General features: G+C 72.4%; 13 protein-coding genes and 1 pseudogene. 5 read left to right on the top strand and 9 right to left on the bottom strand.

Features of this window, described 5'->3' with window-relative positions; all coding sequences use genetic code 11:
• Positions 1 to 76: 76 nt before the first annotated feature.
• From Srubr_RS23530 to Srubr_RS23560, 7 genes and pseudogenes are all read right to left on the bottom strand, one after another.
• Positions 77 to 523: pseudogene (locus Srubr_RS23530) on the bottom strand (hypothetical protein); the annotation flags it as partial.
• A 111-nt stretch (positions 524 to 634) separates the two neighbouring features.
• Positions 635 to 2,065 carry an NAD(P)/FAD-dependent oxidoreductase gene (locus Srubr_RS23535; protein ID WP_189997574.1) on the bottom strand — a complete coding sequence of 477 codons (1,431 nt, stop codon included), beginning with the start codon at positions 2,063 to 2,065 and terminating at the stop codon, positions 635 to 637.
• Between the two features lie 46 nt (positions 2,066 to 2,111).
• A complete protein-coding gene (locus Srubr_RS23540; protein ID WP_189997575.1) occupies positions 2,112 to 2,912 on the bottom strand; it encodes an ABC transporter permease in 801 nt (266 codons plus the stop codon).
• Positions 2,913 to 3,842 (bottom strand): ABC transporter permease, encoded by a 930-nt coding sequence (locus Srubr_RS23545; protein WP_189997576.1) that lies wholly within the window; start codon positions 3,840 to 3,842, stop codon positions 2,913 to 2,915.
• On the bottom strand, positions 3,842 to 4,993 hold the full coding sequence (locus Srubr_RS23550) for an ABC transporter ATP-binding protein (RefSeq protein WP_189997577.1): 1,152 nt from the start codon (positions 4,991 to 4,993) through the stop codon (positions 3,842 to 3,844). The genes Srubr_RS23545 and Srubr_RS23550 overlap by 1 nt, the downstream gene beginning before the upstream one ends.
• 8 nt (positions 4,994 to 5,001) lie before the next feature.
• Positions 5,002 to 6,249 carry a polyamine ABC transporter substrate-binding protein gene (locus tag Srubr_RS23555; RefSeq protein ID WP_189997578.1) on the bottom strand — a complete coding sequence of 416 codons (1,248 nt, stop codon included), beginning with the start codon at positions 6,247 to 6,249 and terminating at the stop codon, positions 5,002 to 5,004.
• Between the two features lie 53 nt (positions 6,250 to 6,302).
• Positions 6,303 to 7,838 (bottom strand): gamma-aminobutyraldehyde dehydrogenase, encoded by a 1,536-nt coding sequence (locus Srubr_RS23560; RefSeq protein WP_189997579.1) that lies wholly within the window; start codon positions 7,836 to 7,838, stop codon positions 6,303 to 6,305.
• Positions 7,839 to 8,045: 207 nt separating this feature from the next.
• On the opposite strand from Srubr_RS23560, the gene Srubr_RS23565 reads away from it, so the two are divergent.
• The gene (locus Srubr_RS23565; RefSeq protein WP_189997580.1) at positions 8,046 to 8,609 is read left to right on the top strand and encodes an NADAR family protein; all 564 of its coding nucleotides are present in this window, start codon (positions 8,046 to 8,048) and stop codon (positions 8,607 to 8,609) included.
• Between the two features lie 114 nt (positions 8,610 to 8,723).
• Here Srubr_RS23565 and Srubr_RS40995 read toward each other — a convergent pair whose 3' ends face one another.
• Complete coding sequence (locus tag Srubr_RS40995) at positions 8,724 to 9,602, bottom strand: DUF4190 domain-containing protein (protein ID WP_229926836.1); 879 nt, start codon at positions 9,600 to 9,602, stop codon at positions 8,724 to 8,726.
• A 158-nt stretch (positions 9,603 to 9,760) separates the two neighbouring features.
• Between Srubr_RS40995 and Srubr_RS23575 the strand changes: the two genes are divergently transcribed.
• The 3 genes from Srubr_RS23575 to Srubr_RS23585 all read left to right on the top strand — a co-directional run bounded on the left by Srubr_RS23575 (position 9,761) and on the right by Srubr_RS23585 (position 13,054).
• Positions 9,761 to 10,828: an adenosine deaminase gene (locus tag Srubr_RS23575; protein WP_289969867.1), complete on the top strand. Its 1,068-nt coding sequence runs from the start codon at positions 9,761 to 9,763 to the stop codon at positions 10,826 to 10,828.
• Between the two features lie 185 nt (positions 10,829 to 11,013).
• Complete coding sequence (locus Srubr_RS23580) at positions 11,014 to 11,724, top strand: glycerophosphodiester phosphodiesterase (protein ID WP_189997581.1); 711 nt, start codon at positions 11,014 to 11,016, stop codon at positions 11,722 to 11,724.
• Between the two features lie 148 nt (positions 11,725 to 11,872).
• Positions 11,873 to 13,054, top strand: a complete 1,182-nt coding sequence (locus tag Srubr_RS23585; protein WP_189997582.1) for a serine hydrolase domain-containing protein — start codon at positions 11,873 to 11,875, stop codon at positions 13,052 to 13,054.
• A 130-nt stretch (positions 13,055 to 13,184) separates the two neighbouring features.
• Here Srubr_RS23585 and Srubr_RS23590 read toward each other — a convergent pair whose 3' ends face one another.
• A complete protein-coding gene (locus Srubr_RS23590) occupies positions 13,185 to 13,829 on the bottom strand; it encodes a nitroreductase family protein (RefSeq protein WP_189997583.1) in 645 nt (214 codons plus the stop codon).
• A gap of 85 nt (positions 13,830 to 13,914) precedes the next feature.
• Here Srubr_RS23590 and Srubr_RS23595 point away from each other — a divergent pair, with 85 nt between their 5' ends.
• Positions 13,915 to 14,595: an IclR family transcriptional regulator gene (locus Srubr_RS23595; protein ID WP_189997584.1), complete on the top strand. Its 681-nt coding sequence runs from the start codon at positions 13,915 to 13,917 to the stop codon at positions 14,593 to 14,595.
• Positions 14,596 to 14,600 lie beyond the last annotated feature (5 nt).

Genomic DNA, 14,600 nt, shown 5'->3' on the forward strand with positions numbered 1-14,600 from the left:
AGTTGGAGGAGCGGAGCGCACACAATTTGGTCCAGACCAATCCTGCTGTCAAGGTGTCCGGGCGTTACCGGTGCGCATCACCGCGCCGGGCCCGCTCCGCCGCCGCCTCGTGCATCGCCAGCTCCAGCAGCGCCGGGTCGGTGAGCGTGCCGGAGCCGTCCGGCGGCACCAGCCAGCGCACGCCCCGGGTCACCCGGCCCGGATACGGCACGACGATCCAGGTGCCGGCCCCGGCGGTGCGGACGCCGGTGCCGACCCAGCGGGCCGCGGTGCCCGCCGGCACCAGGAACCCGAGCCGGCTGTCACCGAAGCCCGCGAGCACCGGGCCGGGCCGGTCGAGCAGACGGGTGAGCACGTCCAGGGTCGGGTGGCCGAGGTCACCCGGCAGGATCAGGACGTCCCAGGCCTTGCCGGCGGGCAGCAGGGCGACCCCCAGGGGGTTGCGCTCCCACTCGCGGCGACAGGCCTCGGGGTCCGGTGCGACGGATGCCAGCCATGCGACGGCCGTCTTCGCCCCAGTCATCGAAAAAGCCTCCCTCTCGGTCATGGACGCGGATGCGTCGTGAGGTGAGAGGGAGGCGGTCCCGGAGCATTACGCGGGTTCGTACAGCTCGCCGGGGTGAGGTGGGTCACCTCAGCTGTCGAAGCCCAGCCCCAGCCGGTCCATCGTCCGCAGCCACAGGTTCCGCCGGCCGCCGTGCGCGTCGGCGCGGGCCAGGGACCACTTGGTGAGGGCGATGCCGGTCCAGGCGAACGGCTCCGGCGGGAACGGCAGCGGCTTCTTGCGGACCATCTCCAGCTCGGTCCGCTCGGTGCGCTCCCCGTCCAGCAGGTCCAGCATCACGTCCGCGCCGAACCGGGTGGCGCCGACCCCGAGGCCCGTGTAGCCGGCCGCGTAGGCCACCCGGCCCTGGTGGGCGGTGCCGAAGAACGCGGAGAACCGGGAGCAGGTGTCGATCGCGCCGCCCCAGGCGTGGGTGAAGCGGACGCCCTCCAGCTGCGGGAAGCAGGTGAAGAAGTGGCCGGCGAGCTTGGCGTACGTCTCGGGCCGGTCGTCGTACTCGGCGCGCACCCGGCCGCCGTAGGGGTAGATCGCGTCGTAGCCGCCCCACAGCACGCGGTTGTCGGCGGAGAGCCGGAAGTAGTGGAACTGGTTCGCCGAATCCCCCAGCCCCTGCCTGTTCTTCCAGCCGACGGCCGCGAGCTGGTCGGCGGTCAGCGGCTCGGTCATCAGCGCGTAGTCGTAGACCGGGACGGTGTACGACCGCACGCGCCGGACGAGGCTGGGGAAGATGTTGGTGCCGAGCGCGACCTTGCGGGCGCGGACGGCGCCGTAGGGGGTGCGTACGGCCATCCCGGCGCCGTAGGGCCTCAGGCTGAGGGCGGGCGTGTGCTCGTACACCCGCACCCCGAGCCGGAGGCAGGCCCGCTTCAGGCCCCAGGCGAGCTTGGCCGGGTGCAGCATGGCCACGCCCCGGCGGTCCCACAGGCCCGCCTGGAAGGTGGGCGAGTCCACCTCGGCGCGCACGGCGTCGGCGTCCAGGAAGTCGATGCCGTCGGCGAGGCCCTTCTCCTCCAGTTCCCGGTGCCAGTCCTTCAGCTCCCAGGCCTGGTAGGTCTCGGTGGCCACGTCGATCTCACCGGTGCGTTCGAAGTCGCAGTCGATGCCGTGCCGGGCGACCGCGGCCTCGATCTCGTCGAGGTTGCGCCGGCCCAGCTCCTGAAGCTTGTGGATCTCGTCGGGCCAGCGGGTGAGGCCGTTGGGCAGGCCGTGCGTGAGGGAGGCGGCGCAGAAGCCGCCGTTGCGGCCGGAGGCGGCCCAGCCCACCTCACGGCCTTCCAGCAGGACGACATCGCGTCCGGGGTCGCGCTCCTTGGCGTTCAGCGCCGTCCACAGCCCGCTGTAGCCGCCGCCGACCACCAGCAGGTCGCAGGTCTCGGCGGCGGTGAGGGCGGGCTCGGCGGCCGGCTTGCCGGGGTCTTCCAGCCAGTACGGGACCGGCTGGGCTTCGGAGAGAGAGGCGATCCAGTTGTCTTTCCCACGGCTCATGGCGCTTGGGGCCATGATTTCAACTCCCTACAGAGGATTCCCGGCAAGGCCCGTGAACGGCCTATGCCTTCTGCTTGTTCCGGCGGTTTCCGAGGACCATCGCGAACAGGACGAACAGGACGGCGAGGAGGAACATGGCGGTGCCGATCACATTGATCTGCACGGGCGTTCCACGCTGCGCCGAGCCCCACACGAACATCGGGAAGGTGACCGTCGAGCCGGCGTTGAAATTGGTGATGATGAAATCGTCGAAGGAGAGCGCGAACGACAGCAGCGCGCCCGCGGCGATTCCGGGTGCCGCGATGGGCAGGGTGACCCGCCAGAAGGTCTGCACGGGACCGGCGTACAGGTCCCGGGCGGCCTCCTCCAGACGCGGGTCCATCGACATCACGCGCGCCTTGACCGCGGTGACGACGAAACTCAGGCAGAACATGATGTGGGCGATCAGAATCGTCCAGAAGCCCAGCCGCGCGCCCATGTTGAGGAACAGGGTGAGCAGCGAGGCGGCCATGACCACCTCGGGCATCGCCATCGGCAGGAAGATCATCGAGTTGACGGCGCCGCGCGCGCGGAAGCGGTAGCGGACCAGCGCGAAGGAGATCATCGTGCCGAGGACCGTGGCGCCGACCGTCGCGCAGGCGGCGATCCGCAGGCTGAGCGAGAGCGAGCCGCACATGTCGGCGACCCCGCACGGGTCCTGCCACGCGTCCGTGGAGAAGCGCTGCCATTCGTAGTTGAAGCGGCCCTTCGGTTTGTTGAAGGAGAACACCGTGACGATGACGTTCGGCAGCAGCAGATAGGCGAGCGTGAGCAGACCGGCGATGACGACGAGATGCCGCTTGAGCCAGTTCAGGAAGGGCATTTAGACCAGGTCCTCCGTCCCCGACCGGCGGATGTAGAGGGTGACCATGGCCAGGATGGCGGCCATGAGGATGAAGGAGAGCGCGGCGGCCGTCGGATAGTCCAGGACGCGCAGGAACTGCGTCTGGATGACATTGCCGATCATGCGGGTGTCGGTGGAGCCGAGGAGTTCGGCGTTGACGTAGTCGCCGGCGGCCGGGATGAAGGTCAGCAGCGTCCCGGAGACCACGCCCGGCATGGACAGCGGGAAGGTGACCTTGCGGAAGGTGGTCCAGGGCCGGGCGTAAAGGTCGCCGGCCGCCTCGTGCAGCCGCCCGTCGATCCGCTCCAGCGAGGTGTACAGCGGCAGGATCATGAACGGCAGGAAGTTGTACGTCAGTCCGCACACCACGGCCAGCGGGGTGGCCAGCACCCGGTCGCCGGCCGTCCAGCCGAGCCAGTCGGTCAGGTCCAGGACGTGCAGCGTGTTCAGGGCGTGCACGACCGGGCCGTTGTCGGCGAGGATCGTCTTCCAGGCCAGGGTGCGGATCAGGAAGCTGGTGAAGAACGGCGCGATCACCAGGATCATGATCAGGTTGCGCCAGCGGCCGGCCCGGAAGGCGATGAGGTATGCCAGCGGGTAGCCGAGGAGCAGGCACAGCACGGTCGCGGCGGCGGCGTAGCACACGGAACGCAGGAACTGCGGCCAGTAGGCGTTCAGCGCGTCCCAGTAGGTCGCGAAGTGCCAGGTGACCTTGTAGCCCTGCTCCAGGGAGCCCTGCTGCACGGAGGTGGAGGCCTGGTAGACCATCGGCAGCGCGAAGAAGACGACCAGCCACAGCATGCCGGGCAGCAGCAGCCAGTACGGGGTGAACCGGCCGCGCCGGCGCGGGGGCTTCTCCTCGGGTGCGGCGGGGCTGAGCGGCGGGGGCGCCTCGGTGAGCGTGGACATCAGGCGGCGACCTCTTCCTCGGTGCCCGCGTCGATGGCCTGGGCCGCGTCCAGGCCGAAGGTGTGGGCCGGGCTCCAGTGCAGGACCACGTCGGCGCCGGGCACCAGCCGGCCGTCGCGCTCGACGTTCTGCACGTACACCGACAGGCCGGCGCAGACCGGGCTGTCGATGACGTACTGCGTGGAGACGCCGATGAAGCTGGCGTCGGCGATCTTCCCGGTCAGACGGTTGCGGCCGGCCGGGATCTCCCCCGCGTCGTCGGCGTGCGTGAGCGAGATCTTCTCCGGGCGGATACCGACCAGCACCTTGCCGCCGGCCGTCGTCGGGGCCGTACACCGGGCGCCGGGCAGCACCAGCTTGGCGTCGCCCGCCTTGAGCACGAGGTCGTCGCCGCCGCGGGTGTCCACCTCGGCCTCGATCAGGTTGGAGGTGCCGAGGAAGTTCGCGACGAAGGTGGTGCGCGGGTTCTCGTACAGGTCGGCCGGAGCGCCGAGCTGCTCGACCCGGCCGCCGTTCATCACGGCGACCGTGTCGGCCATGGTCATGGCCTCCTCCTGGTCGTGCGTGACGTGGACGAAGGTGATGCCGACCTCGGTCTGGATGCGCTTGAGCTCCAGCTGCATCTGGCGGCGCAGCTTCAGGTCGAGGGCGCCGAGCGGTTCGTCCAGCAGCAGCACCTTGGGATGGTTGATCAGGGCGCGGGCCACGGCGACCCGCTGCTGCTGGCCGCCGGAGAGCTGGTGCGGCTTCTTGCGCGCCTGCTCGCCGAGCTGGACCAGCTCCAGCATGTCCTCGACCTGCTTCTTCACGCTCTTGATGCCCCGCCGGCGCAGGCCGAAGGCGACGTTCTCGAAGATGTCGAGGTGCGGGAAGAGGGCGTAGGACTGGAAGACCGTGTTGACCGGCCGCTTGTACGGCGGCAGGCGGGTGACGTCCTGGTCACCGAGCCGGACCGTGCCCGTGGTGGGCTCCTCCAGACCGGCGATCATGCGCAGGGTGGTGGTCTTGCCGCAGCCGGAGGCGCCGAGCAGGGCGAAGAAGGAGCCCTCGGGCACGGTCAGGTCCAGCGGGTGTACGGCGGTGAAGGAGCCGTAGGTCTTGGAGATTCCGGAGAGGCGGACGTCGCCGCTGTTGTCTGGTGTCGTCTTCATCGTCGTCGTCACGCCCCTGTGAGCTTCGCGAACTTTCCTTCGTAGGCCGTCTCTTCCTTCTGGCTCAGGGAGCGGAAGGCATGGGACTTCGCCTGCATGGCCTGGTCGGGGACGATCAGCGGATTGTCCGCCGCGTCCTGGTCGATCTTCGCAAGGTAGGGCTTCACCCCGTCGACCGGTGTCACGTAGTTGATGTACGCGGCGAGCGCGGCGGCCTGCGCGGGCTCGTAGTAGAAGTCGATCAGCCGTTCGGCGTTCGTCTTGTGGCGGGCCTTGTTGGGGATGCACAGGTTGTCGGTCGACGTCACGTAGCCGCTGTCGGGGATGACGAAGTCGATGTCCGGGTTGTCCGCCTTGAGCTGAACGACGTCACCCGCCCAGGCGATACAGGCGGCGAAGTCGCCCTTGGACAGGTCGGAGGTGTAGTCGTTGCCGGTGAAGCGGCGGATCTGGCCCTTGTCGACGGCTTTCTGGAGGCGGGCGATCGCCGCGTCGTAGTCGTCGTCGGTGAACCTCGCCGGGTCCTTGCCCATGTCGAGCAGCGTCATGCCCACGCTGTCGCGCATCTCCGACAGGAAGCCGACGCGCCCCTTGAGCTTGGGGTTGTCCAGCAGGTCGGAGACCGAGCGCACCTCGATGCCGTCCAGCGCCTTCCTGTTGAAGGCGATGACGGTGGAGATGCCCTGCCAGGGGTACGAGTACGCCCGCCCGGGGTCCCAGTCCGGGTCGCGGAACTGGGCCGAGAGGTTGGTGTAGGCGTGCGGCAGGTTGGACGGGTCCAGTTTCTGCACCCAGCCGAGGCGGATCATCCGGGCGGCCAGCCAGTCGGTGAGGACGATGATGTCCCGGCCGGTGTCCTGCCCGGCGGCGAGCTGGGGCTTGATCTTGCCGAAGAACTCGTTGTTGTCGTTGATGTCCTCGGTGTAGTCGACGGTGATCCCGGTCCGCCTGCGGAAGGTCTCCAGGGTGGGGTGGTGCTTGCCGCTGTCGTCCACGTCGAGGTACTCGGTCCAGTTGGAGAAGTTGACCACCTTCTCCGTGGCCGAGTGGTCCTGGGCGGAGGTGCCGCCCTGACTCTTGCCCGCCGCGGGAATCCCGCAGGCGGCGAGCGTCCCGAGGCCGCCGGCCGCGAGCGCGCCGCCGGTGGCGGCCCGCAGCAGCGACCGGCGGGCCAGGGCGGCCCTGCCACCGCGCGGGCCGCGCGGCGGGGCGGCCGCTCGGGGCGGGGTCGGGCGTTCGGGCTCGTACTGCTCCATGCGCGTGGTGCCCTTCCGGGAGGGATCGGCCTGGTCAGTGGCCTGGTCGGTCTCTAGCGGTCCCCGAAGACGGTGCGGTGCCAGTCCTTGGCCGCCACCGCGGTGTTGTCGAACATGACGTGCTTGATCTGCGTGTACTCCTCGAAGGAGTACGCCGACATGTCCTTGCCGAAGCCCGATGCCTTGTAGCCGCCGTGCGGCATCTCGCTGATGATCGGGATGTGGTCGTTGACCCAGACGCAGCCCGCCTTGATCTCGCGGGTGGCCCGGTTCGCGCGGTAGACGTCGCCCGTCCACGCCGAGGCGGCCAGGCCGTACGGCGTGTCGTTGGCCAGCCGCAGGCCCTCGTCGTCGGTGTCGAAGGGCAGGACGACCAGGACGGGGCCGAAGATCTCCGACTGGACGATCTCGCTGTCCTGGGCCGCGCCGGTGATCAGGGTGGGCCGGTAGTAGGCGCCGTCCTTCAGGTCTCCCCCGGGTGCCTCGCCGCCGGTGACCACGCGCGCGTAGCCGCGCGCCCGGTCCACGAAGGCGGCCACCCGGTCGCGCTGGGCGTGCGAAATCAGCGGCCCGAGGTCGGTGCCGGGCGCGAACGGGTCACCGAGCCGGACGGTCTCCATCAGCGCCGCCGTCCGCTCCACGAACGCCTCGTACAGCGGCCGCTGCACGTACGCGCGCGTGGCGGCCGTGCAGTCCTGGCCGCTGTTGATGAGCGCGCCCGCGACCGCGCCGTGCACGGCGGCTTCCAGGTCGGCGTCGTCGAAGACGACGAACGGCGCCTTGCCGCCCAGCTCCAGGTGCAGCCGCTTGACGGTGGCGGTGGCGATCTCGGCGACGCGCCGGCCGACCGCGGTGGACCCGGTGAAGGAGGTCATGGCCACGTCCGGGTGTCCGACCAGGTGCTCGCCGGCCTCCTTCCCGGTGCCGGTGACGATGTTGACCACGCCGGCCGGGATGCCCGCGTCCGTGGCCGCCCGCGCGAACATCAGCGAGGTCAGCGGGGTGGTCTCGGCGGGCTTCAGCACGATGGTGTTGCCCGCGGCGATCGCCGGGAGGATCTTCCAGGCGGCCATCTGGAGCGGATAGTTCCAGGGCGCGATGGACCCGACCACCCCGATGGGCTCGCGCCGGACGTACGACGTGTGGTCCCCGGAGTACTCACCGGCGGACTGTCCCTGGAGGTGCCGGGCGGCGCCCGCGAAGAAGGCGGTGTTGTCGACCGTGCCCGGCACGTCGAACTCACGGGTGAGCTTGAGCGGCTTGCCGCACTGGAGGGACTCGGCGCGGGCGAGATCCTCGGCGCGCTCGGCGAGCACACCGGCGAACCGGTGCATCGCCTCCGCGCGCTCGCCCGGGGTGGCGGCGGCCCAGCCCGGGAACGCCTCCCGCGCGGCGGCGACGGCCGCGTCCACGTCGTCGGGGCCGGCCAGTTCGTAGCGGTACACCTCCCGGCCGGTGGCGGGGTCGACCACGGCGTGGTGGCGGCCCGAGGTGCCCTTGGCCGGCCGGCCGGCGATGAACTGCGCGCCGTCCGCGAACCGGTCCTGGGCGGGGAATCGTTCCGGGGTGGCGGTGCCCGGGTTGTGCATGTCGCTCTCCTCCGCCGTACGCCCCGTCCCGGGGGTGGTGGCGTAGCTCCAGCTCGATTTGAGTGCCGATCCTGACAGAGCCATAGGGCACCAACAAGTGATTCCGTTGTTGCCTTTTGGTTACGCGACGGAATCTGTCGACCAGATGTCGAGTCGGGGGGCAAAACGGCGGACGGATTGTCAGTGGTGCGTGCCAGACTCGCGTGCATGGGGAAGATCGACGGGGTGGAATCCCTGATCAGGGAGGTCCGGGCGGGGGTCCGGGTGAAGTACCTGCACTTCTGGGGTCACCGGCCGCGGCCGGACGGGCGGATCGGCGCGAGCTGTCTGAGCCAGTGGTGGCCGTCACCGTTCGTGGTCGACGGGGTGGCGTACGCGACGGCGGAGCACTGGATGATGGCCGGCAAGGCCCGGCTGTTCGGGGACGCGGAGGCGGAGCGCCGGGTGCTGGCCGCGGAGCACCCGGCCGCCGCGAAGAAGGCCGGGCGGCTGGTCCGGGGCTTCGACGAGGAGACCTGGCGGCGGGAGCGGTTCCGGATCGTGACCGAGGGCAGCGTGCACAAGTTCGCCGCCGACGACGGCCTCCGGCAGTTCCTGCTGAACACCGGGGACCGGGTTCTGGTGGAGGCGAGCCCCGTGGACCGCGTCTGGGGCATAGGACTCACGGCCGACGACGAGGCGGCGTCGGACCCGCAGCGGTGGCGGGGGCTGAACCTGCTGGGCTTCGCCCTGATGGAGGCCCGGGAGCGGTTGGCGGGGGCTGGGGCCTGAGGGGCGGGGCCTGACGGCCCGGTGCGTGGGGCGGGACGCTCGCAGGGGGACGCCACCGACCGACCGGGGGCGATCACTGACGGGGACGGGCGCCCGCGGCCGGCGGTGCTCGGGTCAGCCGAGCACCGCTATCAAGACGGCGAACAAGATCAGCACCAGGACGACGCCCGTCGCGCCGCAGATGAGGCCGGCCAGGGCCACCCCGGGGTTCGTGGCCTCGCCCCGCTTCGCCTTCCCCCTGCCGAGCGCGCCGAAGATGATCGCCAGGACGCCCAGCACCAGGGCGAGCGGCCACGCCAGGAAGCAGATGTCCGAGAGGATGCCGAGCACGAGGGAGGCCGTACCCATGCCGTTGCTCGGGGGCGCCTGCATGCCGGGCCAACCGTAGCCGTTGCCGGCGGGGTAGGGCACGGCGGCGTACGGGGCGTGCGGCGGGCCCGGGTAGCCGTAGGCCGACAGGGTGCCCGGGTAACCGTACGGCACCTGCCCGGGACCGTCGGGGGCGATGGGCGGCGGGGGCACGGGTTCCGGTCCCGCGGGCTGGGCGAAGGGGTGGGCTTGGGCCGCCGGGCCGGGGGTGGAGGGTGCGAAGGGGTGGGCCTGGGCCGCCGGGCCGGGGGTGGGGGGTGCGAAGGGGTGGGCCTGAGCCGCCGGACCGGAGGTGGGGGGTGCGAAGGGGTGGGGGGCGGGAGCGGGGCCGGAGTGGGGGAAGGGGTGGGCGGCCCGGGTCGTCGGTTCGGCGGCGGGTGGCGCGAACGGGTTCGGGGCCGGGGCCGGGTGCGGGAAGGATTCCGGCCGAGGGGCGGGCACGGGTGGCGCGAACGGGTTGGGCTGCGGGGCGGGGGCCGGCGCCTTGTCCAGGGAGACATGGGGTGTCGCGTCGTCCAGGGAGGCCCGGGGTGTCGAGGGACCGTGCCCGGGAGCCGGTTCCGTCGGCCCGTGACCGGGCGCGCTCTGCTCCCCGGGCGTGGACTGCGGCGCCTCGTCGGACATGGTGAAGGGCCCCCTCTCCTGGACGGTCCCGTCATGCTACGGGCCGCACGGGACACCGCCGCCCCGGGGCCTACGATGAACCCGCGCCACCGATCAGCCGATCACCGCGCCCGGGCCGCCCGCCGCGGTCCACGGGCGCCGTTCCCGGGGAGGACCCCTTGACCGACACCGCCGTACCCGCCACCGGCACCGCCGACCGCGATCTGCGCGCCTTCATCGCGGGGCTGCCCAAGGCCGAACTGCACGTCCACCACGTCGGCTCCGCCTCCCCCCGCATCGTCTCGGAGCTGGCCGCCCGCCACCCCGGCTCCAAGGTCCCCGCCGACCCCGAGGCCCTCGCCGAGTACTTCACCTTCACGGACTTCGCCCACTTCATCGAGGTCTACCTGTCGGTCGTGGACCTCATCCGCACCCCCGAGGACGTCCGGCTGCTCACCTACGAGGTGGCCCGCGACCTGGCCCGGCAGCAGGTGCGGTACGCGGAGCTGACCATCACCCCCTTCTCCTCCACCCGGCGGGGCATCGACGAGCGGGCCTTCATGGACGCGATCGAGGACGCCCGCAAGGCCGCCGAGGCGGAGTTCGGGACCGTGCTGCGCTGGTGCTTCGACATTCCCGGCGAGGCCGGTCTGGAGGCGGCCGAGGTGACGACACGGCTGGCCACCGAGGACCGGATCCGCCCCGAGGGCCTGGTGTCGTTCGGGCTCGGCGGGCCGGAGATCGGCGTGCCCCGGCCGCAGTTCAAGCCGTACTTCGACCGGGCCATCGCCGCCGGTCTGCGGTCCGTCCCGCACGCCGGGGAGACGACCGGCCCGGAGACGGTGTGGGACGCGCTGCGCGACCTGCGCGCCGAGCGCATCGGGCACGGCACGAGTTCCGCGCGGGACCCGGAGCTGCTGGCGTACCTCGCCGAGCACCGCATCCCGCTGGAGGTCTGTCCCACCTCCAACATCGCCACCCGCGCGGTCCGCACCCTGGAGGAACACCCGATCAAGGAGTTCACCCGGGCCGGGGTGCTGGTGACGGTCAACTCCGACGACCCGCCGATGTTCGGCACCGACCTGAACAACGAGTACGCGGTGGCCGCCCGGCTCCTGGAACTGGACGAGCGGGGCCTCGCCGCGCTCGCGAAGGACGCCGTCGAGGTCTCCTTCCTGGACCCGGCGGGCAAGGCCCGGATCACCCGGGAGATCGACGACTACACCAGCGCCTGGCTCGCCGGCTGAGCCACCGCGCCCGAATCCCTCCGGCCCCCGCGCCCCACCCACCGGGCGCGGGAGCCCACGCCTCCCAAGCCCAACGCCCCAACGCCCCAACGCCCGGCGACCCAACGCCCGGCGGCCCAGTTCCGAGCCCGGGAGCCGGGCCCCCGCCCCCGGCTCCCGGTCACCGCGCGGCCACAATAGGGCGCATGCAGACCGTGACCGCCGTGGCCCACCGCGGCGACCCCTACCGCTTCCGTGAGAACACCCTCGCCTCGCTGCGTTCCGCGCTCGGGCAGGGCGCGGACGCCGTCGAGATCGACGTACGGCTCACCCGGGACGGCGTGCCCGTGCTGCTGCACGACGAGACGCTGCGCCGGCTGTGGGGAGTCGACCGGCCGCTGGGCGCGCTGTCCGCGGAGGAGCTGCGCGGGCTGACGGGGGGCGCGGTGCCGACGCTGGCCCAGGCGCTGGCCGCGACCGGTGACAGCCGGGTGATGGTGGACCTGTGCGGTCCGGTCGGCCGCCGTACGGTCGAGCGGACGCTGAACGTGGTCCGGCAGAGCGGCGCGCGGGACCGCGTCTACTACAGCGCGGGCGCCGAGGCGATGCTCGCCGTGCGGGCCGCCGACCCTGCCGCCGAGATCGCCCTGACCTGGACGACCCTGGCCCCGCCCCGCCCGGCGCTGCTCGCCGCCGTGCGCCCGCGCTGGCTCAACTACCGCTTCTCGCTTCTCGACCGGGAGCTGGCCGCCCGGGTGCACCGCGACGGCTGCCTGCTGTCCGTGTGGACCCCGGACACCCGCCGCTCCATGAGCAGGCTGCTGGAGCTGGGCGTGGACTCGATCACGACGAACCGGATCGACGTCCTGCACGCGCTGCGCTCCCACCCGGTACCGGGCCGCAGCCCCCTCCCGTAGGGGCCATCCCTGACAACTCCCGCACGCTCACCGGCGGTTGTTCGGGGTCGCGCAAGGGGCACGCCCCCTCCTCGATGAGGATCCGGGCGGCGGGCCGCCGTCCGAGGATGATCAGGAAGCCGCACCCGATCTCCTCGAGGAGCCCGCCATGCGCCGTACCCGCGGTACCAGCACGTCCAGCCGTACCCGCCGCCGTACCGCCCTCGTGGCCGCCGGACTCGTCGCCGCGCTGGCCGCCGGTGCGGCGGCCGCGCCGGCGTTCGCCGCACCCACCTCCGCGTCCCCCGCGGCCGCGTCCGCCAGGGCCACGTCCGGCCCGGACACCAAGGCCCTGTCCGCCGCGCTCGCCGGGCTGCCCGACCACGACATCACGGCCGCGCTGGTCCGGGTCGGCGGAGACGGCAGCTGGCGGGGCACGGCGGGCGTGCGGGACGTCCGCACGGGGGCGCCGGCCCTGGAGAACGCGCGGTTCCGGGCCGGTTCGGTGACGAAGGTGGTCACCGCCGCGATCGTGCTGCAACTGGCCGCGGAGGGCCGGATCGACCTCGACGGCTCCGTGCAGCGGTATCTGCCGGGCCTGCTCACCGAGGACTTCAAGGAGCCCGTCACCGTACGGCAGTTGCTGAACTACACCAGCGGCCTCAAGCCGGGGGCGTCCCTCGGTGACACGGTCGAGGAGGGGTACGCGCACCGCTTCGAGACGCTGACGCCACGACAGGTCGTCGCGGCGTCCGTCGCCAAGGGGCCGGCGTACGCCCCGGGCACGAAGCAGACCTACGGCAACATCCACTACACCGTGCTCGGCCTGCTCATCGAGAAGGTGACCGGCGACTCGTACGCCCATCAGGCGCGGGTGCGGATCTTCCGGCCGCTCGGCATGCGGCACAGTTACTTCCCCGCCGCCGGGGACACCAGAATCCGCGGGCCGCACAACCGGGGCTACGACTGGATCGACGGCGAGCTGGTCGATGTGACCGACTGGGACGTGACCGACCGTTTCGCGGCCGGCGACCTCATCTCGACCCCCGCCGACCTGGAGCGGTTCCTGGTCGCACTGTTCCGCGGCCGGGTGGTGCCCGAGCCGCAGCTGCGGGAGATGTTCACCCCGCCCTTCCCCGGCGCGCACTACGGCGCCGCGCTGGAGCGCCTCGAAGTGAACGGCGTGGAGGTCTGGGGCAAGTCCGGTTCGCGGCCCGGGTTCACCGCGGGGATCGGCGCGACCCGGGACCTGTCCCGCACCCTCGTCTACGCGGTGAACTCCACGGACGCCAAGGGCGACGGCCAGCAGGCCGCCGCCGAACGCTTCGCGTACCCCGCGTTCAACCGCTGACGGGCGCGGCGGCCGGGGGCGCGGGCGGCAGCGCGTAGCGCGCGCTGCCCGCACCGGAGCACCTGCCCTGCCTGACGGGGCGCGGTTCGTGCGCCGGCGGGAAGTCGGCGCCCGCTGGAATCGAACGCGCTCAGAACCGGTCCCAGTGCAGCACCCGGTCCCTGGGGATGCGGGGAGCGGGCCGGAAGTCGGTGCCGAGGGTGTAGGCGACGGGGATCAGCGCCGCCTGCATCACGTCGTCGTACGGGATGCCGAGCACCCGGGCCGACTCCCGCTCGTCCACCAGGTTTCCGGTGGTCCAGCAGGTGCCCAGGCCACGGGCGCGGGCGGCGAGCATGAAGCTCCACACGGCCGGCAGGATGGAACCCCAGGTGCCGGCCTGGCGCAGGACCGGGGCGTGGTCGGTACGGCCTTCCACGCACGGCACGACGAGCGCCGGGACCTCGTGCAGGTGCGCGTACAGGTGCGCGGTGCCCGAGTACACCCGGTCCATCCGGGCCACGGACGCCCGCCGCACGTCCCGTTGCGGGAGCGGCTCGCTCGCGCCGGGCGCGGTCACCCCGGCCCGCCACACGTCGGCCAGGGCGGCCCGCCGCTCGGGGTCGGTGACGACGACGAAGTGCCAGCGCTGCCGGTTGCGTCCGCTCGGCGCCTGGACGGCCAGGTCCACACACTCCTCCAGCAGCCGGCGCGGCACCGGACGGGTGAGGTCGAGGCGGTGGCGGACGGCGCGGGTGGTGGACAGCAACTGGTCGGAAGAGAGATCGAGGTTCATGCGTTGACCCTGGCGGGCGGGGCCGGCCGGCGGCAACGCCCGGCTTTCACTGGGCGAAAACGCGGGCGGGGCGGACGGGGGACGGATGGCGGAGAGTGTCGCGGGGCGGGTCTTCTCCGTGCTGGACGCGTTCGTGGACGCGCCGGTCACGCTGCGCCTGACGGAGATCGCCCGCCGCACGGGGCTGCCCGTGCCGACCGCGCTGCGCATGGTGCGGGAACTGGTGGCCTGGGGCGGGCTGGAGCGGGGCTCGGACGGCTCCTACCGCCTCGGCACCCGGATCCGTACGCTCGGCGCCGCCGCCCCCTGCCCGCGCGGCCTGCTGGACACGGCCCTGCCGGCGCTGCGCGCCCTCACCGCGCGCACCGGCGGGCACGCGGACGTGGTGATCCCGGCCGACGGCACGGCCCTGTGCCTGGTCACCGGCGCACGGCTGCCCCCGCACGCCACGGCCGCGGGGAAGGTCCTGCTGGCCCACGGTCTGCTCCCGGCCCCGGCCGCCGCCGAGCGGCACACTCCCCGGACCCTCACCGCCCCGGGCCGGCTCGCCGCCCACCTGGCCCGCGTCCGGGCGGCCGGCCTGGCCGAGGCCCATGAGGAGCACCGGCTGGGCGAACTGTCCGTCGCGGCGCCGGTGTTCCGGTCCGGCACCCCCGTGGCGGCCGTCTCCCTGACCGCTCCGACGACCGCCCGCTCCCCCCGTCTCGCCCCGGCCGTGTGCCGGGCGGCGGCGACGGTGAGCCGCGCGCTGGACGAGCAGGGGTGAGCGCG

It is taken from the genome of Streptomyces rubradiris, from assembly GCF_016860525.1.
GTDB classification, from domain to species: Bacteria; Actinomycetota; Actinomycetes; order Streptomycetales; family Streptomycetaceae; genus Streptomyces; species Streptomyces rubradiris.